Raw genomic sequence first — 24487 nt, 5'->3', positions numbered from 1 at the left:
TATTGTGCGCTAAATTATTGACGCCCTTATAGGTATCCCACTTATAAGCCCTCTCACCTCGAGAAATTTTATTATTATCTAGGAGAATCACAGTGAAGTGGACTCGTGCCAACGCCTTTTGCATTGGTGTGTTCGCAGCTAGTCATGCTTTTGGGCAAACACTAGAGCAAGCGGTTGAAAACACATTAAAAACCAATCCTGACATCAAAAGTGCGTTCAATGAATTCGTTAGCAAGCAGTATGTGAATGAAGCATCTGGCGGTGCTTACCTCCCATCCGTAGATTTAGACGCCGGTATCGGTTATGAAGGCATTAACCCAGCAGAAGCAGGGCGAGATTCAACGGATCTGACAAGAAAAGAAGCGACCGTGACACTAACCCAGTTGATATGGGACGGTTCTGCGACACTTAACGATATGGATCGAACAGCAGCTGACGCAGAATCAGTTCGTTATCAACTGCTCGCTGATGCTCAAGACACGGCACTCGAAGTGGCAAAGGTTTACTTAGATTCAGTAAAAGCTTATGAAATTCTTACACTTTCAGAAAACAACTTGAAGGTTCATAAGAAGATCTACGAAGACATTAAAAAGCGAGTTAACTCAGGACTTGGGTCTACCGCTGACCTAACTCAAGTAGAAGCTCGTTTAGCAAAAGCTCACGGTAACTTGGTGGCGGCTCAGAACAACTTATATGACAGCCACACCACGTTTACACGCCTTGTCGGACAGTCCCCACAAGGATTGATTTTTCCGCGAGCGGACCAGAACTTTATTCCCTACACCATAGATGAAGCAATTGACTTGGCATTTGAATCGCATCCAGTAATCAAAATTTCGATGGCAGATGTAGACTCAGCTAAGTTCCAATATAAGCAATCTAAGGGAACTTACTATCCAACGATATCTGTAGAAGCGGCTCAAACGTGGCGTGATGATGCAAGCGGTATCGAAGGAAGCAGTGATGAAACGACAGCGATGCTGCGTATGCGTTACAACCTCTTTAATGGTGGTAGTGATGTCGCCAATGCTGAAAACTTTGCCTATCAACTAAACAAAGCCAAAGATTTACGAGAACGCGCATACCGCAGCGTTGAAGAAGGGCTTCGTCTATCATGGAGCGCGCTAGATTTAACGCTTCAGCAAAAAGAGTTTCTGGCGGATCACGTAGATTCGGCATCTGAAACTGTTATCGCCTACGAGAAACAGTATCGCATCGGTAAACGAACCCTTCTGGATTTGTTAAATACTGAAAACGAGTTATTTGAAGCGAGAAAAAACTACTTGGATGCTCGATATTCAGAGCAATACGCGAAATACCGTGTAATGAATGCGACCGGCCAATTGTTAAATGCCTTGCGAGTCGATGTGCCTACGGAATGGAATGAAAAGGTGGAGTACTAATCATGAAACCAATGAAAATTCTATTTGTATTAAGTCTTCTCGCCGTTACTCAACAGGTTGTTGCTGAAGACGAGTATGACTATCGACCTGTACCAAGTGCAGAACAAATTGCTGACCTTCAAGATGAAGATAACGATGGCGTCATCAACGCTCGAGATATGTGCCCTGGCACACCTGAAGGCTCAGAAGTCGACAATGACGGTTGCGGCGAATACATTAAAGCATCAGATAACATGCAAGTGAGAATACTTTTTGCCAATGATTCTGATGAAATCAATCCCGTGTTCAGAAGACAAGTACGTGAACTGTCCGATTTTTTAAAAGAATACCCTACTACATCGATCGAACTGCACGGCTACGCGAGTAAAGTTGGTGGCTCTCAACACAACCAAGATCTATCAGAGAGACGAGCACGCAATGTCCGTGAGGCGCTATTGAGCTACAACATCGAACCGAGCAGAGTTCGTATTGTTGGCTTTGGAGATACTCACCTAGCGCAACAAGGTACCGATGAAGTCAGCCACGCTTTAAACCGCCGAGTAACTGCTTCTGTCGTTGGTTATAAAGGCGAGATTAAAAAAGAGTGGACAATATTCACTACCCTCCCTGAAAGGTAAAAATGTCTGTATTAATGATTGTTCAAACAAGCATTAATAAACCTAGAACGACATAAGAAAAGGAGCTTCGGCTCCTTTATTTTTACTCATTGCAATAACCGTATTATGCTTTAGGAATCGGCACTTTAGTGTTACCCTAGCGGCGTCATAACAACGAGAGTTTTGAAATGAGCAAACTTACATCAGATATCCAAGCAAACCTTGACCTTTTTGTTGCAGAAACAAAAGAAAACCAACTGGTTTGGGGTTTACGCAATGAAGAAGGTTGGCTATCTTGCGATTCAACTGAATTCGAAAACAGTGAAGTCATGCCTTTCTGGTCTTCGAAAGAAGATGCAGAAGCGCACAATGTTGAAGAATGGGCTGACTTCACTGTACTAGAAATCCCACTAGATATCTTTGTTGAAGATTGGCTTTTAACTCTTGCAGAAGATGGTGTTCTTGTTGGTACTAACTGGAACGATCAGCTAGAAGGCAAAGAAATGGAGCCTCAAGATCTAGCTAAGCTTTACATTGCATAACGACTTCTAGACCTCAACTTTATGTTGGGGTCTTTCTTTTTATGCTCTTTTTTTGATATGTCGACCAAGTGCATAGTTTTCCTATTCTTTTTCTTCGTACACCCAACTCAATCACAACGCTGATCAATTAATAGCGTTATGATTCTCTAATTCCAAAGCAACAAAAGAACATAAGGCACGTTTAAATATGCGCACGCTCTATCCTTTGCTTGCGTCACTCTTACTCGCCCCGGTATATGCTAGTGACACTCAAGATATTGAGCCAGAACAAAATATCACGCAGTGGCACGCCGTTTATCAAACCACATTGAGAAGTAATCCTGACTCAGCATTAAGCATGCTTCAAGATCGATACCACACAGCGAAATCGCACAGCGAAAAACTCTACGTCAGCGGGCTGATTTATGAATACATGTCGAACATAAAACAGCCGTACTATGGAAGCAGCCAAGTTCTCAACAATAACTTTGCTCAGTTAGAGTCAGAGTACATTCTTGCCTTAAATGAACGTAAGCATGGTAGTTATGACGCCTCAGTAAATAGCTTTTCTTCATTGCGACAAAAAATGAAGCAGACTTCAGATTCTGAAGGCAAAGCTTTGATGAACTATCAGCTCTGTTATACCTTGAATCAACAAGGTCGTTATCACAAAGCAAACTTTTATTGCTCGTCGTTAGAAAGTCATCTAAGTCAACAACACCAAGAAAACTTCCCTATTGATCTCGCGTTACGTGTGGTAGCGAACAATTATAACTATCGTGGTGACTATGAAAAAGCGCTGAGCCTTTATCGAAAGCTGCTGGCCAACATGTCTGCTCAAAGCGATCCTTCTGGCATTTACAATGACGTCGGAAATTTGCTTGCAGAGCTTGGGCAGTTTGAACAATCAGAACAATATCTCATCCAAGCCCTACTCGCTCGTCAAGATGAAGGGACACCACTCAAAGTCGCCCAAGTCGAACATAGCCTTGGGGCAATGTATAAGAAATCCAAAGAATTCGATAAAGCCATCAATCATTATCAAAATGCATTAACAATACTCAACCAGATCCACTACCCATATGGTCAAGGGTTAAGCTACTTAGGGCTGTCTGCGGTTTTAGCCGAAAGTGGGCAACTGGATACCGCAGTAGATTACATTAGAAAAGCTTTAGACATTGCTGAGACGTATGAAAATACGCACCTCGAAACGGAAGGGCATTTAGCTGCTGGGTTCGCGTATTTGAAAAACCATGCTACTGAAAAATCGATTGCACATGGCAAAGTCGCGTTAACACTAGCGATCAATAACTCTAGACCATTATTACAGGCACAAGCTCAATTACTCCTTTCCGAAGCATACCAAGCCCAAGGTGATTATAAACTGGCATTAGAGCACCACGAAGCCTATTCAACCATTGAATTGGCCAACCGAGACGCTAGCAATATTAAAGCATTAGAGGCATTAGACCTCACAAAGAAAGAGTACGAATATGATCTTCAAGTCGCTCGGTTGAATAATGAAAAAAGCTTAAATCAGAATCAATTTGAGAAGCTTACCGATCAAAAGCGCACTTATAATTTTGTGGTTTCCTGTTTGTTGGTCTTGCTCATTCTGGCATTGATACTTCAGCGACAAACACGACAAAAAGCCAAAATAGATAGTCTAACATGTGCGTTGAATAGAGCGGCAATTATAGAGACCATCAAAGGTCAAACCTCCAAAGCAGACGAAGACTTCCGCTATGTTTTAGCATTAATCGACCTTGATGACTTTAAGACGATAAATGATCAATACGGTCATCCGACTGGCGACTTGGTGTTACAGCAAGTTTGCCAAGTGCTTAAAGCTAAGCTCAATAAGGGAGAGTATATCGGCCGTTTGGGTGGAGAAGAGTTTATCTTACTATTGAAAAACGTCGATGAAATTGACGTTCCTTTCCGCGTACAAAGCCTACACAAAACGATTTCAGAGAAGCGCGTACGCACGGTAAATAATAGTGATCTGAGTGTAACCGCTAGCTTGGCCTATCTATCAACATCAATGCCGCTTACCAACTTTGATGAACTTTATTCGATACTAGACCAAGCTTTATACCAGGCTAAAAAGCAGGGAAAAAACATCATTATAGACGCATACGATGAGCCAATTAGCCTAGGTTCTGACTATGTTAGCCAGTAAAGCAAGGCACGACTAAACGTCAGCAGCCTGCTTGTTCACAAGAGACTGCATTACGGTCTCTTTATTGTTTAGGTAATCATCTAAGCCAGCCTTGCGCAAATCGCACGATGGGCAATCACCGCAACCATCACCAATGACCCCGTTGTAGCAGGTCAACGTATTTTCACGAACCAGTTGCAACGCGTCATATTGATCAGCTAACGCCCACGTTTCTGCTTTATTTAGCCACATTAACGGTGTTTTGATCGTCAGGTTACGGTCCATCCCTTTCACCAAAGCCGTGTTCATTGCTTTCACAAAATCGTCACGACAATCTGGATAACCACTAAAGTCAGTTTCACACACGCCAGTAATTACGGTTTCAGCCCCAATTTGGTAGGCGTAGATTCCTGCGAGCGTTAAAAATAGAATGTTACGGCCAGGAACAAAAGAGTTTGGTAGGCCGTTTTCTTGCAATTCGTGTGAGACAGGGATGTCATCGCGCGTGAGAGAGCTAATCGCAAGTTCGTTTAAAAGGCCAACATCCATCACTTTATGCGCTTTGACACCAAGATCCTTTGCGATCTTTTGTGCCACTTCTATCTCTAACTTGTGGCGCTGACCATAATCAAAAGTAATGGCATGAACTTCATCAAACTCTTTAAGTGCTTGAACCAGACAAGTCGTGGAATCCTGACCACCACTAAAAACAACAACGGCTTTTTTCATTTCTCTCTCCGCTCTTAAGCAATACTTAGGTATTTATGAGTTTGAACAGACAAACGCCAATTGCGAGCAATGCACGTTTCAATACACAATTGCGTTGCACGAGGCTTTTGGCTAATAGGCTGCAATGCAATGACAGTCTCAACCGCGACATTCGCATTTGCCAATAGCTCATCAAGGTGGTCGATATCTTTTTGCGTACCAACTGGGTGCTTAATCTCATTCGCACGCTCTAACGCGCTATTGAGAACTGGCAGTTTACCCTTCATCGCCACTTTTGGTGACACGGTCACCCATGTATTTTCTGACGTGATGACTTCTGATGTGCCACTGGTTTCGATTTGGCATTGGCAACCCATATCCTCAAACGCCTTTGTTAAAGGGCGTAGATCATAAATACAAGGCTCACCACCAGTAATCACGATATGTTTAGCATTAAAGCCTTGCAGTTGATATTGCTCTACGATGTTCTCGGCAGATGCGACGCACCATGTCGGAGAATCTTCCGTCTTCACCAAAATATCACCAATTTGACGTTGGTCATTCTCATCTGCATACCACGTTTGTTTGGTATCGCACCATGAGCAACCAACCGGACACTCTTGAAGGCGAACAAAAACAGCAGGTACTCCAGTGAAAACCCCTTCCCCTTGGATGGTTTCAAACATCTCATTTAGCTTATACAACGTAGAACTCACTCAACTCATAATACTTCGAGGCGAAGACCTTAATGGACACACGTGTCTAGGTCAATTTAAACCAAAAATTAATTGTTAAAATAGACCATTTTGTAGTTTCATAGTCGCGGTGAGCGTAGGTTTCTGGTTAGCGTTATACCAAACCTTATTCACTTACAGTTCCCAAAAACTTTAAGGTAAGAAATGATGTATAAACTGATCGCATTAGATATGGATGGCACACTGCTCAATAGTGATAAAGCAATCTCTGAAGAAAACAAACAAGCGATCGCAAAGGCTCGAGAAGCAGGCGTTACTGTCGTTCTCGCTTCTGGTCGCCCATTAGAAGGAATGCAAGGCAAGCTCGACGAACTGAATATCCATTCCGATAAAGATTTTGTCCTTTTCTACAATGGCTCTATGGTTAAGAACGTAGGAACAAATGAAATCATCCACCAGCAAATCATTGATGGTAAGGCAGCTAAATTAGTCGCTCGTAAAGCGAAAGAATTAGGCGCTTATGTGCACGCATTCAGCCAAGTACATGGCTTGATCACCAATGAGAAAAACCCATACACTGACATAGAAGCCAACATTAATGGCTTAAATGTGACAGAGATTAATTTTGAATCGCTAGAAGATGATCATCCAATCATCAAAGCAATGATGGTTGCCGAGCCAAGTAAGTTAACTGAAGTCATCGCTGCGCTTCCGTCTGAAATGCGTGAAGAGTTTACGGTGGTTCAAAGCGCTCCGTTCTTCCTGGAATTTCTTAACCCAGCAAGCAACAAAGGTATTGGTGTTGCTGCAATTGCTGAGTATCTAGGTATTCAACCGGAAGAAGTGATCTGTATGGGTGATGCTGAAAATGACCACCACATGCTGAAGTACGCTGGCCTTGGTATCGCGATGGAAAATGCGATGGAAGAGACCAAACAAATCGCTGATTACATTACGGCAAGTAATGATGAACACGGTGTAGCTAAAGCGATTGACAAATTCGTCCTTAACGCTTAATTCTCTCCGCCGCTATGGCATCAACGTTATTACCTTTAACTCAGCCATGGCGTCAGATATACGCAAAGCCACATTGTTGAGCTACTCAACATACAAAAAAGCCTTGCTGTAAAGCAAGGCTTTCTTTTTACTCGTATGCCTGAGAAAAAAACATACAACCATCAATCTAGCACTGTTTCTCTCTGTTGTTTTTCATGAATCAGCTTTCTTGCAAGCAAGATAAACAGCAACATCAACAATGGATAATGCAACGTCGACAATACCAATGACCACAAACCACTAAACGAGACAACAGAGCTTGAGTACAAATAAAGTTGCTCAACGAATACCAACGCAAGCGTTACAAAAATCATCTGACGAGAATCCAAATGCACTTTTGACTCTCTAAACGTCATAACCAACGCTGATGCCGTAATTAAAATAGCTAACCAGCGGCCAAACACAGGTAATGGCCAGATAACAGAGATGACCGCCGTTACCGCAGTCATAATGAACCAGACGCCTTTTGAGCTCAGCACTTGATCAACATTCACGTCTTGATTTGTTTCCAATCGCAGAACATGCCAGGCTACCAAGCTTCCTAACAGCGCACCAAACAACATATCTAAGAAAAAGGCGCTACCAAGGAAAAACTTACATAACATAATAGTAAGCGTGACGAGCATCATGACAGCGGTCGTACCATTCAAACCGAAATAATGTGTTCTCTGAAATAAAAAGGTTAAAACACAAAACCAAACGGCAATAGGCAAACTTGGAAAACTAAATCCAAAGCTGTGTGTTAACTCCATCATTGGTATATAGACATGCGGGCGAGGAAGCGCAAAGCCCTGTTGAGCTACAAGTACCATCAGGGACGTCGCGCTAATAGCGAAAAAGAGTCGGAATACAAATCGACTGCCAAAACGCATCATTACTAACGGAAATAGAAAAAGCAGTATCGTAGGTTCTGTCAGTTCTATAACAAGATTTGAGATCTGATTCGCTACCTCGAAACTCGTTTCTGATAAAGCTCCTACCCAGCTTTGTAAGTCTTTCATCCACCTCAATTCAATCTGACGAAATGAAGGCGCGGATTCGATCAGCTGAGTCACATAAGATGCAGACTGCTGAGTAGCTTGTTCAAAAAACTGAATGGCTTGTGGCCATTGAGCGGGATAGCGGTACAAAAATGATGGCAGCTCGGATGGTCCAAGTAACATTGCTGATGCGATTTCTACTCCGTAGTGAGGAGCAAACCAAATAGGTAACTCATTCCCACCCAAGGAATTGTTCATCGAAAAAGCAATAATCTCAGAGTCTGATATGCAATCGTAATAAACCGCGGTATCTGTTCTGCCAAGTTCCTCCCCAACCGTGACCACTAAACCCGTTTCTTCCCACGTTTCTCGTTGCGCAGCAACTTTGGGGGATTCTCCATCAATAATTGTCCCACCAGGTAGAGAAATCTTATCCGTCAATATTTCATGAACTAGCACTAACTTGTCGTCAGCACGAACAACGCAGAGCGCCCCTTTTACTTCGCTCGCGGCAGCTTTAGCCGTAGAGATTGGTGAAACAGGTAACAAAATAAAACAAAGGATGAGTAATAACAGCTGTCTCAACACAAAATATGACCTTAAGTAAACATTATGATAACCAATGAATAATGGCAGTTAATCTTATCTTTTTCGATAAAAATTAAGTAACGAGTTATGCCAAACAACGTTGATCGAATAAAGCATGATCTTGAAGCTCATTGGAGAGTAATTTAATGCAAACCTGACAAAAATCAGACAAAACATGAAATGTTGATCGCAATTCTGCCAGTTATATAAAGGTAGCGTCAGGATAAAGTCATACACATTTTATGGGTTCTCAAAGTTGGAACAATAAAAAAGGGCTTATTATTCGAAAACAATAAACCCTGCTTATGATAACTATGCGCTGTTCGTTGAAACCAAGAATGAATTCTACCTCAAGTCACCAACGAATCAGCTTTTGAATGCTTGATGGTTAGTTAGACTTGCAATGTGCGTCGCGAACTTCTTGCCAAACACCCCAAGGTCCAGAGTCTGCTGGGTTATCGCCTTGAGTCCACCACTGCGCCTGCCACACTTTGCCATTCCAAGTAACGTTATCCCCTTTGAGATACACCGTACTCGCTTGCCATTCTGCTGCGCAGTTATCTGTTGGAGGCGTTGTCACTGTTTTGGCTTGAGCCGACACTAGCGCCTGATATTGTGTACTGGTCTTATCAACGTTGAAGTTCAAAGCAACTCTTGCTTCTCCCGCCTGAGCTGCTCCAAATTCGACATCGACACGACAACTTGCATTCATTGCTAACGTCGCCTGAGAACACTGATCATTTGCAATAACGGCAGCATCAGCAACGCCAGAAGCAAACGCGCGAACGTTTTCTACAGTGAACGTCGTGTTACCTGAATTTTTGATAACAAAACTATGTTGCTGCAACTCGCCAACATTAAATGATGCCAATGTCTGTTCGGTGGTATACCCAACAGAAACATTCTCTTTAGGAGGTGTAGTCGTGCCAATGACACCATTAACAAAATTACGCATGGCGGCGATATCGCTATAAACACCATACATACCCGGACGAGCACAACCTATCCCCCAACTGACCACACCAAGTTGAGTAATTACGCCACCACGATTAATAACGATTGGGCCACCGCTATCTCCCTGACAGGAATCTATCCCACCTTGAGGAATTCCCGCACAGAATGACACTTCTCCAACGGTTGTGTAATTGCCACCGGCTTGACGACAAGTCGTGTCCGACACGAGCGGAACGTCAACCTCTTGCAATCGAGATGGGGAGCTTCCTCCTTCAGAGGTTCTCCCTAAACCTGCGACTGTAAGCCAATCTCCGATGCTGGCGTATTGCGTTAGACTGCCATCGGCAATTTCAACCGCGGCAACACCTTGAGGTACAGAGTCTAACTTTAAGACTGCGAGATCGTGAGAAAGCGTTGCTCGGCGATATGCCGGGTGCATGTGGATTTCACTCACGTTAGCTCGAACACCGTCAGTGCCATTGTAAACGACGCCACCAATTTTAACCGCAATCTGATTCGGTGAATCACCCTCGACACAGTGGGCCGCAGTCAGGACGTAGCCATTTCCAATATAACTGGCACCACAATATGATCGGTTACCATAACGGCCCACAATTTGGGTGTAGAATCTCCACTCACTAGGATCAGCAGTGATGCCGCCTACGATCTGGGGTTGTATAGTGTGATTTTGTGTCTGTGACAAATCATCAGCACTTGCGAACATTGGCAAAACAGCCAACGCAAGTAACGATTTTGTTAGTTTCAAAATATTGTCCTCTTGTTTTTGTAAGCACGATCCTCGTGCTACTAATAAACAAGCAGACAAAAACGCCAATACCAATGTGGGCGCATATTAATTTACTAACATTGCGAGCAACTTATAGAGAAAAGTCTATTGACGAACTGAATGATTTCAATTCGCTAGAATGTGTATCACAATATTAAAATTAAGCATGGCCATTAGCTCAACGGCTTTCTTAGATAGTGAATATGGTGTGCAAACCCTTGTTTTTCATACAAAGAGATTGCACCCTGGTTAAAGTGCCATACTTCAACAAACATCTGTTTTGCACCGTAATCAGAGAACGTTGACTCAATTTTGTTAATCAATGCCTGAGCTGTGCCTTGTTTCCGAAACTCAGGTAACACATAGAGCTCATCCACACTTCCCATCATAACCGGCTGACTGACGGTAGAAACAAGTTCACAGAAATGACCAGAGATAAAACCAATAATTTCATCTCCTTGTTTTGCTACATAAACAAGACATTCAGGATCATCAATGTATCGAGCAATACTTTTTTCTTGCTCTATCTCCTCTGCAGTTTTGAACAGCTCAGGAGATTGAAGATGATGCTCATCATGCAGCTCAAACATAAGGTCGTTGAGCGACTCAAGGTCGCTAAAACACGCAGATTTAATTACAAACGTGGTCATACAAAGGGTCACTAAAAATTGAATGGCTGTAGTTTGTGAGGAAAATGCCGTATTGGCAAGTCACAAAATTGCCTGCACGAGACGTTTACGCGATCTACAAACAAAAAAGCCCCTGCACTTAATAAGCGTACAGAGGCAGAACCAACCTACAGAGTTCGAGGATCAGGGGTTAGTTAGAATTGAGTTTTAATTAGCGTCTTAACACTCGTTCAATTTCGTTCAAACTACTTGGGTCATCAATCGTTGACGGAACGGTGTATTTTTCACCATCGGCTATTTGACGTATGGTTCGGCGCAGAATTTTACCCGAACGTGTTTTCGGTAAGCGATCCACAACCAGTGCATGCTTAAAGCAGGCAACCGCACCGATCTCACTACGTACCTTGCCAACAAGCTCACCTTCAAGATCAAGCTCGTCCACTTTGACACCATCTTTAAGCACAACAAAACCAAGTGGTAACTGCCCTTTTAACTCATCGTGGATACCCACGACTGCACATTCCGCAATCGCTGGGTGGCCACCGACAATTTCTTCCATTTCGCCTGTCGATAAACGATGCCCCGCGACATTAATCACGTCATCAATACGTCCCATAATGAACAGGTAACCGTCTTCATCCAAATAGCCACCATCACCTGACACATAGTAGCCAGGGAATTGGCTGAGGTAACCGGTTTCAAAACGGTCATGGTTACGCCAAACCGTTGGCAGACAACTCGGTGGCAGCGGACGTTTTAATGCGACAAAGCCTTGTTGGTTAGGCCCGACCGACTCTCCAAGTTCATTCAGAATCTCGACCTGATAACCCGGAATTGGCTTCGTCGAAGAACCCGCTTTAACTGGCATCATTTCAACACCTGTTGGGTTGCCCGCGATAGCCCAACCCGTTTCCGTTTGCCACCAGTGGTCAATAACGGGTTTGTCTGCTTTGCTCTGAACCCATTCCAGTGTTGGAGGGTCAAGGCGTTCTCCTGCCATAAAGATGGTTTTCAATTTAGAGAGATCATACTGTTTTAAAAACTCACCTTCTGGGTCTTCTTTCTTGATCGCACGGAACGCTGTCGGGGCAGAGAACAACGCATCTACTTTGTATTCGTCACACACTCGCCAAAATGCACCAGGATCCGGTGTTCGGACGGGCTTGCCTTCGAATAGGATTGTTGTGCAACCGTGAATCAGTGGCGCGTAAACAATGTAAGAGTGCCCTACTACCCAGCCAACATCAGATGCCGCCCAAAATACGCCATCTTGAGGAATGTTGTAGATTGCGCTCATAGAGTACTTCATCGCGACGGCATGGCCACCGTTGTCACGCACAACGCCTTTTGGCTTACCTGTCGTACCCGAAGTATAAAGAATGTAGAGTGGATCGGTTGCCAACACCGGAACACAACCGTGTGGCAACGCTTGGTTGTACTCTTGCTGCCAATCCAGATCTCTTTCTTGGTTTAGATCGGCTTCGCACTCAGGACGCTGGAATATAAATACTTTTTCAGGCTTCCATCGGCTGTCCATAATGGCCTTGTCTACCATTGGCTTATATGGAATAACTTTGTTGATCTCAATCCCACACGACGCCGTCATGATGACTTTCGGCTCTGCATCTTCAATTCGTACAGCAAGTTCATTAGGTGCAAAACCACCGAATACAACGGAGTGAATCGCCCCCAAACGCGCACAGGCTAGCATCGCCATTGCGGCTTCTGGAATCATCGGCATGTAAATAACAACTCGATCGCCTTTTTCAACGCCTTGGGCAGACAGCATGCCGGCAATTTTTGCCACTTGGTCACGCAGGTCACTATAGGTATACGTTGTTTTATTGCCGGTTACTGGCGAGTCATAAATGAGTGCCGTATTATCACCGCGTCCTTGCTCGCAATGGTAATCCAATGCTAACCAGCACGTATTCATTACACCATCTGGAAACCAACGTTCTATGCCGTTTTCATCAGATTTCAAGATAGTTTTAGGAGATTCGAACCAATCGATATTCTCCGCTTGAGCGCGCCAAAAACTCTCCGGTTCGTTTTTCGCCCATAAATATTCTTTTTCGTATGAAGACATATTGCTTCCTCCAGTATGTCCTGACATTGCTCTCGCTCTATTCAAAGACCATTCTTTTCACTCAAAGACATCAGAGGGTACACGCACAAATCCCTCCATTAGTATTCTCGCACTTCGGCTCATGATGGCTTTTTGCACCACCCAGCCCTGCTCAGTTTGCTTCGCTTGTGCTCCAACTTTTAACGTTCCTGAGGGGTGGCCAAAAGTCACTGACTCTTTTTCACCGCCACCAGCAGCCAAGTTAACCAACGTACCCGGTACACACGCCGCTGAAGCGATAGCAACAGCTGCTGTTCCCATCATTGCATGGTGAAGTTTGCCCATCGACAACGCACGAACCAACACATCAATTTCCGACTCATTTACCGCTTTACCGCTTGAGGACTGGTAACTTTTCGGCTTGGATACAAACGCGATTTTTGGTGTGTGCTGGCGTGTTTGAGCTTCTTCAAGTTCAGAGATCAGCCCCATTTTTAATGCGCCATGTGCACGGATGGATTCGAACATCGCTAATGCTGTGTCATCGTTGTTGATATCGTCTTGCAGCTCGGTGCCCTGATATCCAATCGATTCAGCATCAATAAAAATGGTTGGTATGCCCGCGTTAATAAAGGTCGCGTTGAACGTACCCACATCCGGCACCACTAAATCATCAACTAAGTTGCCTGTTGGGAACATGCTGCCTTCGCCATCAGAAGGGTCAACGAAATCGACTTGAATCTCGGCGGCCGGAAACGTCACGCCATCGAGCTCAAACTCGCCGGTTTCTTGGACGAATCCGTTCACAATCGGCACATGCACCAAGATAGTTTTGCTGATGTTCACCTGCCAAACACGCACCGTCACAATGCCATTTTCTGGAATGCGATCTTGTGGAATCAGCCCAGCATGAATGGCGAAAGGACCGACAGCGGCAGACAAGTTGCCGCAGTTACCACTCCAATCGACGAATGGTTTGTCGATCGACACTTGTCCAAACAAGTAGTCAACATCGTGATCGGCTCGGCTACTGCGAGAAACAATTACTGTTTTACTGGTGCTTGACGTCGCACCACCCATGCCATCAATTTGCTTTGCGTACGGATCTGGGCTGCCGATAACACGCAACAAGAGTTTGTCACGAGCTTCGCCTGCCACTTGTGCTTCTTGTGGCAAATCGTCGAGGTTAAAAAAGACCCCTTTACTTGTACCGCCACGCATGTACGTCGCCGGCACTTTGATTTGGCTCATTTGATTCGGAGTTTTGCTTTCCATACCCACTCCTTATTGCGCCAAGAAATCTTGTGCGAAACGCTGCAAAACACCACCTGCGTTGTACACGTGAACTTCGTCAGCGGTGTCTAGGCGGCAGGTAACAGGAACGTCAACTTTATCGCCGTTGCTACGCGTGATAACCAAGGCCAGATCCGCACCCGGTTTAATCTCGCCAACTACGTCGTAAAGTTCAGTACCATCCAGCTCTAGCGTATTGCGGTTAACGCCTGGCTTAAATTGCAGTGGTAGTACACCCATGCCAACCAAGTTAGTACGGTGAATACGCTCAAAGCCTTCAGCAACAATGGCTTCTACGCCTGCCAATCGAACACCTTTTGCTGCCCAGTCACGGGATGACCCCTGACCGTAATCCGCGCCAGCCACCACGATCAATGGTTGTTTACGATTCATGTAGGTTTCTATCGCTTCCCACATGCGTACAACCTGGCCTTCTGGTTCGATTCGCGCTAGAGAACCCTGAACCACTTCACCGTTCTCTTTCACCATTTCGTTAAATAGTTTCGGGTTAGCAAAGGTCGCACGTTGCGCCGTTAAGTGATCGCCACGGTGAGTCGCATAAGAGTTGAAGTCCTCTTCCGGAACGCCCATTTTGGCAAGGTATTCACCCGCCGCGCTGCTCGCCATGATCGCATTCGATGGCGATAAGTGGTCGGTGGTAATGTTGTCACCAAGAACCGCTAATGGACGCATGCCAGACAGTGTTCTTTCACCCGCAAGCGCACCTTCCCAGTAAGGTGGACGGCGAATGTAGGTACTCATCGGACGCCAGTCGTAAAGCGGACTAGAGCTTTTTTCTGCGTCATCGAGCTTAAACATCTGGATGTAAACTTGCTTAAACTGCTCTGGCTTAACGTGTTTGCCGACCACTGCATCGATCTCTTCGTCGCTAGGCCACAAATCATTTAAGTAAATTGGTTTACCGTTTTGGTCAGTACCCAAAGCATCGCGTTCGATATCGAAACGAATGGTACCCGCTAGCGCATAAGCGACAACCAATGGTGGTGATGCAAGGAAAGCTTGTTTTGCGTAAGGATGGATTCGGCCATCGAAGTTGCGGTTACCAGACAGCACGGCTGTCGCATATAAATCGCGATCAATGATCTCTTGCTGGATTTTTGGATCCAACGCGCCACTCATGCCGTTACAAGTGGTACATGCGTAACCGACGATACCAAAGCCAAGCTTTTCTAACTCTGGTAATAAGCCCGCTTCTTCTAGGTAAAGACGCGCTACCTTAGAACCCGGAGCAAAAGACGACTTCACCCAAGGTTTACGTACAAGGCCGAGCTCGTTGGCTTTCTTCGCGACAAGGCCAGCCGCAACGACGTTTCTTGGGTTACTAGTATTAGTACATGAGGTAATAGCAGCGATGATCACTGCGCCATCTGGCAACTCACCTTCTTTCTCTTCCCACGCACCAGAAATGCCACGCTGCGCCAACTCCGATGTTGGTAAACGGCGGTGAGGGTTTGACGGGCCGGCCATGTTACGGCTGACTGATGACAAATCGAATTCAAGTACGCGCTCGTAAACCGCTGTATCTAGATCGTCTGCCCAAAGTCCGGTTTGTTTTGCGTATTTTTCTACTAGAGCAACTTGCTCTTCATCTCGACCAGTTAGTTTCAAGTAATTGATGGTCTGCTCATCAATATAAAACATGCCAGCTGTCGCGCCGTATTCTGGTGTCATATTTGAAATAGTTGCGCGGTCTCCGATCGTTAGATCGCGTGCACCTTCAGCAAAGAATTCAAGATATGAAGAGACGACACGCTCGTTGCGTAGGAATTCAGTAATCGCGAGGACAATATCCGTTGCGGTAATGCCCGGTTGACGTTTACCCGTTAGTTTTACACCAACAATATCAGGTAGACGCATCATTGATGGTCGGCCAAGCATTACGGTTTCAGCTTCCAGACCACCAACACCAATCGCGATAACACCGAGGGCGTCTACGTGAGGCGTGTGACTGTCTGTACCCACACAGGTATCTGGGTAGGCAATACCCTGCTTCGCTTGCACCACAGGAGACATTTTCTCCAAGTTGATTTGGTGCATGATGCCGTTACCCGCAGGAATCACACTGACGTTTTCAAACGCTGTTTTACACCACTCGATAAAGTGGAATCGGTCTTCATTACGACGTTCTTCAATCGCGCGGTTTTTATCGAAAGCATCAGCTTCAAAGCCTGCATGCTCAACCGCTAAAGAGTGGTCGACGATCAGCTGAGTCTCAACCACAGGGTTCACTTTTGCAGGATCGCCGCCCTGATCCGAAATAGCATCGCGCAGACCCGCTAAATCAACTAGAGCGGTCTGACCAAGAATGTCATGACAAACAACGCGTGCTGGATACCAAGGAAAATCAAGATCACGTTTACGTTCAATTAACTGCTTCAGGCTATCCGTCAATGTGTTCGGATCACAGCGACGGACCAGTTGCTCAGCTAGCACGCGGGAGGTATAAGGGAGTTTTTCATAGGCTCCAGGAGAAATGGCATTGACGGCTTCGCGTGCATCAAAGTAATCCAGTTGAGTTCCCGGAAGCGACTTACGATATTGGGTATTAATATTTGTGTTCATGGTTTGCTTCCATTCAGTCTGTACATCTTGCCTTCATCAACGTTTTCCATTGATCCAGAAACATCGTGATGAGAGGGGCTCCTTCCTCTGTCAGAGAGAGGTACAAAGGAAGGAGGTGGTCAATCAAAGCATATGTGCCCTGATTGACCTTCGCGCTAGCGATTCTCGATAGGTACCCATTCTTGATGGTCTGGGCCCGTGTAATCAGCACTTGGGCGAATGATGCGGTTATTGGCACGTTGCTCATAAACGTGTGCCGCCCAGCCCGTTAAACGACTCATCACAAAAATTGGTGTGAACAGCTTGGTTGGAATGTCCATGAAGTGGTAAGCCGATGCATGGAAGAAGTCCGCATTACAGAACAGACCTTTCTCTCGCTTCATCACTGATTCCACACGCTCAGAAACAGCATATAGATGTGTATCACCGACTTGCTGTGACAGCTCTTTCGACCAGCGCTTAATCAACGCGTTGCGAGGATCACTTTCGCGATAGATGGCATGGCCAAAGCCCATGATCTTGTCTTTGTTGGCCAGCATTTTCATGATGTTCGCTTCCGCCTCATCTGGCGTTTGCCAATCTTCAATCATTTCCATCGCTGCTTCGTTTGCGCCGCCATGAAGTGGCCCGCGAAGCGTACCGATTGCTGCCGAGATACAAGAATGAATGTCTGACAACGTTGATGCACAAACACGCGCTGCAAAAGTTGATGCGTTGAATTCATGTTCAGCGTAAAGGATTAAGGAACAGTGCATCACTTGTTTGTGTAGCGCTGATGGCTCTTTATCTGTAAGCAATCGCAAGAAGTAACCGCCGATGCAGTCTTCGGTTTGATCTTCTGTATCGATACGAACGCCATCGTGACTAAAACGATACCAGTAGCAGATGATAGCTGGGAAAAGCGCCAGCATACGTTCCGTCGAATGCAATTGCTCATCGAAGCTCATTTCTTGCTCTAGGTTTCCTAACACAGAACAACCAGTGCGCATCACATCCATTGGATGAGCAGTAGCAGGAATAAGCTCTAACGCTTGCTTAAGCTCAGTTGGTAAGCCGCGAAGGTTTAAGAGATGTGTCTTGTACGCATCCAGTTCTTTCTGAGTTGGTAAGTGACCGCGTAACAGAAGATGTGCAACTTCTTCAAATTGAGCATTATTGGCAAGGTCAGTAATATCGTAACCGCGATAAGTCAGACCGGTCCCCGTTTTTCCGACAGTACATAAAGCTGTGCTTCCAGCGCTTTGACCGCGTAGGCCTGCACCACCTAACTCTGCTTTCTTTTCTGCAGTTTGAGACATTGTTTGAACTCCTTTTCTGTCTGGCTTTGCCCTCTTTGGAGCGTTTTTTAGCCAGACGAATTTCACGTTATTGAATTAGATAAATTCCGATTATCTTTTCTTGGGCTTCCGTCTATCTTTTCTTTTCCCGCTATTTTCCTTCAGAGAATAGCTGGTCAAGTTTGTCTTCGTAATCGTGGTAGTTCAGGTGCTGATACAACTCTTTGCGTGTTTGCATTGAATCAACCAAAGCTTCCTGATTGCCCACTTCTAGCAAATGCTTATAAACCGTTTCAGCGGCTTTGTTCATGGCACGGAACGCACTTAATGGGTAAAGCACCATATCGACTTTCGCTTTTGCAAGCTCGTCGCAGCCGTACAGTGGCGTTGCGCCGAACTCGGTAATGTTGGCCAGAATAGGAACGTGCTTTCCAGTTGCTTGCTCAAGTGCGTTTGAGAACTGAAGGTACTGATCCAGCTTGGTCATCGCTTCTGGGAAAATCATATCCGCGCCAGCTTCCACACACGCAATCGCACGCTCAATTGCACTGTCCATGCCTTCAACAGCTAGCGCGTCTGTACGAGCCATAATCACGAAACTTTCATCATTGCGTGCGTCAACCGCGGCTTTTACGCGATCAACCATCTCTTGCTGGCTCACAATTGCTTTGTTCGGACGGTGCCCACAACGTTTCTGTGCGACTTGGTCTTCCATATGAACCGCAGCAGCACCCGCCTTTTCCATTGCTTTGATCGTGCGAGCAATATTAAATGCGCCTCCAAAACCGGTGTCGATGTCGACCAATAGCGGTAAATCACACGCGTTAGTGATGCGGTCAACATCGACCAGTACGTCGTTCAATGTTGTAATACCGAGATCCGGCAATCCGTATGACGCGTTTGCAATACCGCCGCCAGACAAATAAATCGCTTGATGCCCCAAGTTTTTCGCCATCATGGCGCAGTAAGGGTTAATGGTGCCAACAATTTGCAGCGGATTGTTTTGTTCAATAGCGAGTCTGAACTTCGCTCCCGGTGTTAAGCTCATGACGAATTCCTTCTAGTCTTTGTCTAAACTTTCTGTATGTATAATTTGCGATTGGATGAGCTTTCGACTTCCTGAGATGTGTCTTCTCATCAGCATTTCTGCAAGCTCTTCATCGCGATTACGGATGGCTTCCAGAATGAATTTGTGTTCAGTCAGCGCTTCATTTGGACGAGATTGCGCGCGCGGTGACTGATAGCGATACATGCGTAACAAGTGGTAAAGCTCGTCGCACAGCAGAGAAATCAGCTTGCTGTTTCGGCTTGCTTGGATGATGCGATAGTGAAAATCAAAATCTCCATGCTGATGGAAGTAAGAGGCTCCCTCCACTTGATCTATGTGCTTAGAATGTGTCGACAATAGCATTTCCAAGCTCAAGAGCTCTTCTTGCGTAATATGTCGCGCTGCTAACCTTGCCGCCATACCTTCTAGCGCTTCGCGAACCGCATAGAGTTCTATCAGCTTTTCTGGAGAAAAAGTGGTCACTCTAGCCCCGACATGAGGAATACGTTCAATGAGCCCTAGCCCCTCTAAACGCATTAATGCTTCACGCAAAGGGCCACGGCTGACTTGATATTTCTTCGCCAGTTCAGGCTCCGAGATTTTATGGCCAGGCTTAACATCGCCATTCACAATGACTTCAATCAGTGTTTCTGTCAGTGTTTCTGACTTGGTGTGTTCTTTCTCAGAACCCAGTACTTTATAACGAGTTTTCAACTCAGAGTTCATACTCAGATACTCACGTTACCGACATCAAAATGTCTACAATTTCTTAACCTGAATATAAAGTAGTCGATCAAAGTGTCGACAATCAAGTAAATTGTCGACAATTTAGACTAAGGTCGTAATTTAAATCGAAGAAAATCGTCTGTTACGGGCTTAATGGAGGGATAATTGCGAAGGAAAAAATAAATTGTCGACAGCAAAGCACCTCTTAACATCATGATATAAAAGAAAAATAATTAAGCTGTCGAACAATTAAGGATACAAAAGGCTATTCTTTAGGTGAAAATTGCTCAAAAACTTGCTGCGATGTCATCTTTTGTGAGGTGGGATTGAGGTCATAATACGCGGGCTTTTCATCGGTAAAGATCTCTAATGAGAGTTTGAAATCTGGATTGTCGAACAAACCAGCGGAGAGAATGTACTCGCCTGTCGGTAACAAATGATAGAAAAGGTTTGTACCGCATTCGCCACAAAAACCTCTCACCGCCCAGTCAGACGATTGATAGCGCTTTGGCTCGGCCCCCTTAAACGTTACGTTAGAACCACAATGCACAGCATGGAGTGCTCCACTCGACCATTTTCGACACATCGAGCAGTGGCATAGACTCACCTCATTCTTAGCATCTGCGATCACTTCAATAGCACCGCACAAACATGTCCCTTTCATTCTCTGTTTCCTTATTCGTTTGATGTCATTCCATTATGACGCAATTGTTAGCACGCACGCGTGATGTGCAACCAATTTTTCAGCGTGAACTTTATGAACAAAATACCCGTTATGCTCAATATTCTCTTTATCGACGTTTTAAAGACATCGATTTAACACTTGATTAACCTTTGATACATCAGCATCCAGTTCGAGTTAAAGGCTGAAACAAAAATAAGACTCATCAAAAAATAGAGTCACCAACATAAGGAACGTGAACATGTTAAAGGTAATCAAACCAACGCTCGCCGCATCGATCATCGCAGCTTCATTTTCATTTAACGCTTTTGCTGCTGATGTAGAAAAAATGCATTTCTTGATCCCTGGAGGTGCCGGTGGCGGCTGGGACATGACCGCACGAGGTACAGGTGATGTGCTACTCAAATCAGACATCGTTGAGACGGTATCTTTCCAAAACCTTTCTGGTGGCGGCGGCGGTAAAGCCATTGCGCACTTGATTGAAACGGCAGATCGCCAAGAAGATACGCTGATGGTGAATTCAACACCGATCGTCGTTCGCTCTCTAACAGGTATTTTCCCTCAATCCTTTAGAGATCTCACTCCCGTTGCAGCCACCATTGCGGATTACGGTGCCATCGTAGCCTCTGTTGATTCGCCATACAATTCTTGGGAAGACGTAGTAAAAGCATTTGAATCTAACCCTCGCAAAGTGAAAATCGCGGGTGGCTCTGCTCGTGGTTCTATGGACCACCTCGTCGTTGCCGCCGCATTTAAAGGCGAAGGATTTGATGCGCGTAAAGTGCGTTACATCGCTTACGATGCGGGCGGTAAAGCCATGGCAGCCCTTCTTTCAGGCGAAACTCAACTGCTCTCTACGGGCCTAGGTGAAGTACTGGAGATGTCAAAATCTGGTCAAGTCAAAGTGCTAGCGGTAACTGCACCAAAACGCCTAGAAGCCGCACCAAACATCCCTACGCTAACAGAATATGGTAACGAAACTGTCTTCGCTAACTGGCGTGGATTCTTTGCTGCACCAGGTACTAGCCAAGAAAAGCTGGATGAATGGAATGCAGCATTTACCAAAATGTACAACACTGACGAATGGCAAGTCGTCCGTGACCGCAATGGTTGGATAGACAACTACAAGGCGGACAAAGCGTTCTTCGCGTTCCTTGAAGAGCAAGAGCAGCAAATGGGTGACTTAATGCGCGAGTTAGGCTTCCTAAAGTAACAGTCGAACTGGGTTCCTTAGATTCCAACCTCACCCAATAACGTGGGGTTGGTATTTCCCCAACTGTATTTGCACTCTAAGTTTCACCGTATATGGATATTGTCGACAATCGGCATGCACACTCCTTTGTTTATATACCCAAAGCAGCTCGACTAGCAGCGAAATGCTTAATTGTTAATGGTTTAGTTTATTCATTAACGTCCATATGCGGTCTTTTTTATTTTTGTTAGGAGTTGAATATGCCTCGTTCAACCAACTTTTTCATCAAAGAATATTTGCTCTGTCGTGACCGTGTCGGCGCAATGATCTTTCTACTCTTCTGTCTTTGCTACGGTTATCAAACCTCGCAAATTCCATTGTTCCCTGGTGATGAATACGAACCGTTCACCGCACGTACTTTGCCAACCATCCTGACTTACGTTGGTGCTGGCCTTTCTCTGTTGTTACTGGCAACAGGACAACCAGATAAACAAAGTGGCGCGGTGCTGACCTTTAATTGGAAGTTACTGATCGCTTTCTTGGTTTTGATGGCGCTTTACGGCGTGGGCCTGACTTACCTAGGTTTTGTTATAGCTACTGGCTTCTTTTTATTGGCTGGCTTTTATCTGCTGGGGGAAAGACGTAAACCCGTTCTGTTCGGCGCGTCGTTTCCATTCGTGATCGCGTTCTATTTATTACTCACTCAAGGTTTGGACATCTACCTCGAACCGGGTTTGATTTTCACCATCTGGTAGTCAAAGAAAGGACTGAATTATGTTAGATGGAATTCTACAAGGTTTATCCACTGCAGTAATGCCAATGAACATCATGATGGTGATCGTTGGTTGTTTCGTCGGTACATTTATCGGCATGTTACCTGGGCTTGGGCCGATCTCAGCCATTGCTTTGATGATCCCAATTACTTATGGCCTAGAGCCCTCTTCTGGCCTTATTTTGATGGCGGGTGTTTATTACGGTGCGGTATTTGGTGGTTCTACATCGTCGATTTTAATTAACGCGCCGGGTTGTTCTTCAACCGTGGTGACAGCATTCGACGGCTACCCGATGGCTCAAAAAGGCCAAGCAGGTAAAGCATTAGCTTTGGCAGCTTATTCTTCTTTCACTGGCGGTACGCTATCTGCCATTATGTTGCTTGTCGCAGCACCAGCATTGGCTAGCGTTTCACTTAGCTTCCAATCGTCAGACTATTTTGCGTTGATGCTACTTGGGTTATCAGCAGTCGCGGCTTTTGCGGGGAAAGGTCAGGTCATCAAAGCGTGGATGATGACCATTCTTGGTTTGATGCTATCTACAGTTGGTATCGATAAAGGCGTAGGCGTTGAACGCTTTACCTTCGGTTTAACGGATTTAATGGATGGCTTTAGCTTCTTGTTGCTTGCAATGGCGACATTCGCACTGGGTGAGACGCTGATGGGCATTCTTAAACCATCAAAAGACACCAGCGATGAAGAACAGGAAAAGCTGAGTAACATTGGCTCAATGAAAGTGACCAAGGACGAAATCAAAGATGTTGCGCCTGTTTCAATTCGCTCTTCAATATTAGGTTTCTTCACTGGCGTTCTTCCTGGCGCAGGAGCAACCATTGCTGCTTTTTTAAGCTATGGCATGGAGCGCAACCTCGCACCTAAAGAGAAAAAGGAAGAGTTCGGTAAAGGCAGTATCCGTGGTTTGGTCGCGCCAGAATCAGCGAACAATGCAGCCTCTAGTGGTTCATTTGTACCGCTGCTAACGCTTGGCATTCCGGGTTCTGGTACAACAGCAATAATGCTCGGTGCGCTGATCGCTTATGGTATTCAACCTGGTCCTCGCCTGTTTGTTGAGCACCCAGACGTGTTCTGGTCGGTGATCATTTCCATGTACTTCGGCAACATCGTACTCGTGATCCTGAACTTACCGTTGATTCCGTACATCTCAAAGCTTTTGGCGGTGCCTAGAACGGTACTTCTGCCGATGATTTTATTCTTCTCAATCACCGGAGTTTATTTGGTCTCATTCAATACCATGGATGTGTTCGTGATGCTGATTGTCGCTATGGCTGCCATTGCACTTCGACTCGCTAACTTCCCACTTGCGCCTTTATTGCTGGGTTTCATCCTTGGGGGATTAATGGAAGAGAACTTACGCCGCGCATTAATGATTTCAGACGGCGAATTGAGTTTCCTATGGGAGCGCCCTATTACCCTTACCTTTACTGTTTTAGCCGTATTGGTACTGGCAAGTCCACTAATCGTAAAGCTGATTCAAAAGTTTAAAGCACAGCCAGTGAGCGTTGAGCTGTAATAGCTGTCTCTTTCAACCTAGACAAAGCCATCCATCGCGATGGCTTTTCTTTCTCCTATCAAATCGTTCACTTATTAAGCAAAACAATATTGACAAGTCATCGCCTATATATAAGAGTAGTTGCATGAATACACACTTAGCGCAACTTAGAACCTATCTCAATAGGTGTTGTCTGAGTAAATCAACACCTATTGAAAATACTGTAAATGAATTCGACACAATACCTAATCTCTGACGCC

At 45.2% G+C, this 24487-nt stretch carries 20 protein-coding genes; 8 read left to right on the top strand and 12 right to left on the bottom strand.

Going from position 1 to position 24487, the window contains the following annotated elements; all coding sequences use genetic code 11:
• The first annotated feature begins 92 nt into the window (after positions 1–92).
• The 4 genes from B7360_RS14200 (at position 93) to B7360_RS14185 (ending at position 4702) form a co-directional block, all read left to right on the top strand.
• A complete protein-coding gene (locus tag B7360_RS14200; RefSeq protein WP_005395046.1) occupies positions 93–1403 on the top strand; it encodes a TolC family outer membrane protein in 1311 nt (436 codons plus the stop codon).
• A gap of 2 nt (positions 1404–1405) precedes the next feature.
• A complete protein-coding gene (locus B7360_RS14195; RefSeq protein WP_065646447.1) occupies positions 1406–2020 on the top strand; it encodes an OmpA family protein in 615 nt (204 codons plus the stop codon).
• Positions 2021–2187: 167 nt separating this feature from the next.
• Entirely contained in the window at positions 2188–2541 is a 354-nt protein-coding gene (locus B7360_RS14190) for a DUF2750 domain-containing protein (protein ID WP_005395049.1), read from the top strand.
• 187 nt (positions 2542–2728) lie between these two features.
• The gene (locus B7360_RS14185) at positions 2729–4702 is read left to right on the top strand and encodes a diguanylate cyclase (protein ID WP_085343812.1); all 1974 of its coding nucleotides are present in this window, start codon (positions 2729–2731) and stop codon (positions 4700–4702) included.
• Between the two features lie 12 nt (positions 4703–4714).
• Here B7360_RS14185 and queC read toward each other — a convergent pair whose 3' ends face one another.
• The gene (gene queC, locus B7360_RS14180; protein WP_048626429.1) at positions 4715–5410 is read right to left on the bottom strand and encodes a 7-cyano-7-deazaguanine synthase QueC; all 696 of its coding nucleotides are present in this window, start codon (positions 5408–5410) and stop codon (positions 4715–4717) included.
• A gap of 14 nt (positions 5411–5424) precedes the next feature.
• Positions 5425–6075, bottom strand: coding sequence for a 7-carboxy-7-deazaguanine synthase QueE (gene queE, locus B7360_RS14175; protein ID WP_041852955.1), 651 nt, complete (start codon positions 6073–6075; stop codon positions 5425–5427).
• Positions 6076–6291: 216 nt separating this feature from the next.
• On the opposite strand from queE, the gene B7360_RS14170 reads away from it, so the two are divergent.
• Complete coding sequence (locus tag B7360_RS14170; protein ID WP_031780443.1) at positions 6292–7101, top strand: Cof-type HAD-IIB family hydrolase; 810 nt, start codon at positions 6292–6294, stop codon at positions 7099–7101.
• A 161-nt stretch (positions 7102–7262) separates the two neighbouring features.
• Here the strand turns inward: B7360_RS14170 and B7360_RS14165 are convergent, their stop codons facing one another.
• The 10 genes from B7360_RS14165 to B7360_RS14120 form a co-directional block, all read right to left on the bottom strand.
• Positions 7263–8708 carry a bifunctional NUDIX hydrolase/phosphatase PAP2 family protein gene (locus tag B7360_RS14165; protein ID WP_085343811.1) on the bottom strand — a complete coding sequence of 482 codons (1446 nt, stop codon included), beginning with the start codon at positions 8706–8708 and terminating at the stop codon, positions 7263–7265.
• Between the two features lie 388 nt (positions 8709–9096).
• Positions 9097–10428 carry a trypsin-like serine protease gene (locus B7360_RS14160; RefSeq protein ID WP_085343810.1) on the bottom strand — a complete coding sequence of 444 codons (1332 nt, stop codon included), beginning with the start codon at positions 10426–10428 and terminating at the stop codon, positions 9097–9099.
• 194 nt (positions 10429–10622) lie between these two features.
• A complete protein-coding gene (locus B7360_RS14155; RefSeq protein ID WP_046874942.1) occupies positions 10623–11099 on the bottom strand; it encodes a GNAT family N-acetyltransferase in 477 nt (158 codons plus the stop codon).
• Between the two features lie 190 nt (positions 11100–11289).
• Positions 11290–13167, bottom strand: a complete 1878-nt coding sequence (locus B7360_RS14150; RefSeq protein WP_085343809.1) for a propionyl-CoA synthetase — start codon at positions 13165–13167, stop codon at positions 11290–11292.
• A 57-nt stretch (positions 13168–13224) separates the two neighbouring features.
• Positions 13225–14421: a 2-methylaconitate cis-trans isomerase PrpF gene (gene prpF, locus B7360_RS14145; RefSeq protein WP_085343808.1), complete on the bottom strand. Its 1197-nt coding sequence runs from the start codon at positions 14419–14421 to the stop codon at positions 13225–13227.
• 9 nt (positions 14422–14430) lie between these two features.
• Positions 14431–17022, bottom strand: coding sequence for a Fe/S-dependent 2-methylisocitrate dehydratase AcnD (gene acnD, locus B7360_RS14140; protein ID WP_085343807.1), 2592 nt, complete (start codon positions 17020–17022; stop codon positions 14431–14433).
• A 155-nt stretch (positions 17023–17177) separates the two neighbouring features.
• Positions 17178–18320, bottom strand: a complete 1143-nt coding sequence (gene prpC / locus B7360_RS14135) for a 2-methylcitrate synthase (protein ID WP_085343806.1) — start codon at positions 18318–18320, stop codon at positions 17178–17180.
• Positions 18321–18450: 130 nt separating this feature from the next.
• The gene (gene prpB / locus B7360_RS14130) at positions 18451–19347 is read right to left on the bottom strand and encodes a methylisocitrate lyase (RefSeq protein WP_005395068.1); all 897 of its coding nucleotides are present in this window, start codon (positions 19345–19347) and stop codon (positions 18451–18453) included.
• Positions 19348–19359: 12 nt separating this feature from the next.
• Complete coding sequence (locus B7360_RS14125) at positions 19360–20073, bottom strand: GntR family transcriptional regulator (protein ID WP_005395069.1); 714 nt, start codon at positions 20071–20073, stop codon at positions 19360–19362.
• A 265-nt stretch (positions 20074–20338) separates the two neighbouring features.
• Positions 20339–20737 (bottom strand): GFA family protein, encoded by a 399-nt coding sequence (locus tag B7360_RS14120; protein ID WP_085343805.1) that lies wholly within the window; start codon positions 20735–20737, stop codon positions 20339–20341.
• 259 nt (positions 20738–20996) lie between these two features.
• Between B7360_RS14120 and B7360_RS14115 the strand changes: the two genes are divergently transcribed.
• From B7360_RS14115 to B7360_RS14105, 3 genes are all read left to right on the top strand, one after another.
• Positions 20997–21968 carry a tripartite tricarboxylate transporter substrate binding protein gene (locus B7360_RS14115; RefSeq protein WP_005395072.1) on the top strand — a complete coding sequence of 324 codons (972 nt, stop codon included), beginning with the start codon at positions 20997–20999 and terminating at the stop codon, positions 21966–21968.
• Positions 21969–22207: 239 nt separating this feature from the next.
• Positions 22208–22702 carry a tripartite tricarboxylate transporter TctB family protein gene (locus B7360_RS14110; RefSeq protein WP_085343804.1) on the top strand — a complete coding sequence of 165 codons (495 nt, stop codon included), beginning with the start codon at positions 22208–22210 and terminating at the stop codon, positions 22700–22702.
• A 19-nt stretch (positions 22703–22721) separates the two neighbouring features.
• Positions 22722–24248 (top strand): tripartite tricarboxylate transporter permease, encoded by a 1527-nt coding sequence (locus B7360_RS14105; RefSeq protein WP_085343803.1) that lies wholly within the window; start codon positions 22722–22724, stop codon positions 24246–24248.
• The last annotated feature ends 239 nt before the right edge of the window (positions 24249–24487 follow it).

Origin of the sequence: Vibrio sp. ArtGut-C1 (genome assembly GCF_002105475.1) — a bacterium.
Classification (GTDB): Bacteria; Pseudomonadota; Gammaproteobacteria; order Enterobacterales; family Vibrionaceae; genus Vibrio; species Vibrio diabolicus.
This window is presented reverse-complemented; position numbering and strand designations above follow the sequence as displayed.

Coding starts and splice junctions, on each gene's coding strand:
- B7360_RS14190 (WP_005395049.1), top strand. CDS start 2,188: ATGAGCAAACTTACATCAGATATCCAAGCAAACCTTGACCTTTTTGTT.
- B7360_RS14150 (WP_085343809.1), bottom strand. CDS start 13,167: ATGTCTTCATACGAAAAAGAATATTTATGGGCGAAAAACGAACCGGAG.
- queC (WP_048626429.1), bottom strand. CDS start 5,410: ATGAAAAAAGCCGTTGTTGTTTTTAGTGGTGGTCAGGATTCCACGACT.
- prpF (WP_085343808.1), bottom strand. CDS start 14,421: ATGGAAAGCAAAACTCCGAATCAAATGAGCCAAATCAAAGTGCCGGCG.
- queE (WP_041852955.1), bottom strand. CDS start 6,075: ATGTTTGAAACCATCCAAGGGGAAGGGGTTTTCACTGGAGTACCTGCT.
- B7360_RS14115 (WP_005395072.1), top strand. CDS start 20,997: ATGTTAAAGGTAATCAAACCAACGCTCGCCGCATCGATCATCGCAGCT.
- B7360_RS14105 (WP_085343803.1), top strand. CDS start 22,722: ATGTTAGATGGAATTCTACAAGGTTTATCCACTGCAGTAATGCCAATG.
- B7360_RS14125 (WP_005395069.1), bottom strand. CDS start 20,073: ATGAACTCTGAGTTGAAAACTCGTTATAAAGTACTGGGTTCTGAGAAA.
- acnD (WP_085343807.1), bottom strand. CDS start 17,022: ATGAACACAAATATTAATACCCAATATCGTAAGTCGCTTCCGGGAACT.
- B7360_RS14195 (WP_065646447.1), top strand. CDS start 1,406: ATGAAACCAATGAAAATTCTATTTGTATTAAGTCTTCTCGCCGTTACT.
- B7360_RS14120 (WP_085343805.1), bottom strand. CDS start 20,737: ATGAAAGGGACATGTTTGTGCGGTGCTATTGAAGTGATCGCAGATGCT.
- prpC (WP_085343806.1), bottom strand. CDS start 18,320: ATGTCTCAAACTGCAGAAAAGAAAGCAGAGTTAGGTGGTGCAGGCCTA.
- B7360_RS14110 (WP_085343804.1), top strand. CDS start 22,208: ATGCCTCGTTCAACCAACTTTTTCATCAAAGAATATTTGCTCTGTCGT.
- prpB (WP_005395068.1), bottom strand. CDS start 19,347: ATGAGCTTAACACCGGGAGCGAAGTTCAGACTCGCTATTGAACAAAAC.
- B7360_RS14185 (WP_085343812.1), top strand. CDS start 2,729: ATGCGCACGCTCTATCCTTTGCTTGCGTCACTCTTACTCGCCCCGGTA.
- B7360_RS14170 (WP_031780443.1), top strand. CDS start 6,292: ATGTATAAACTGATCGCATTAGATATGGATGGCACACTGCTCAATAGT.
- B7360_RS14155 (WP_046874942.1), bottom strand. CDS start 11,099: ATGACCACGTTTGTAATTAAATCTGCGTGTTTTAGCGACCTTGAGTCG.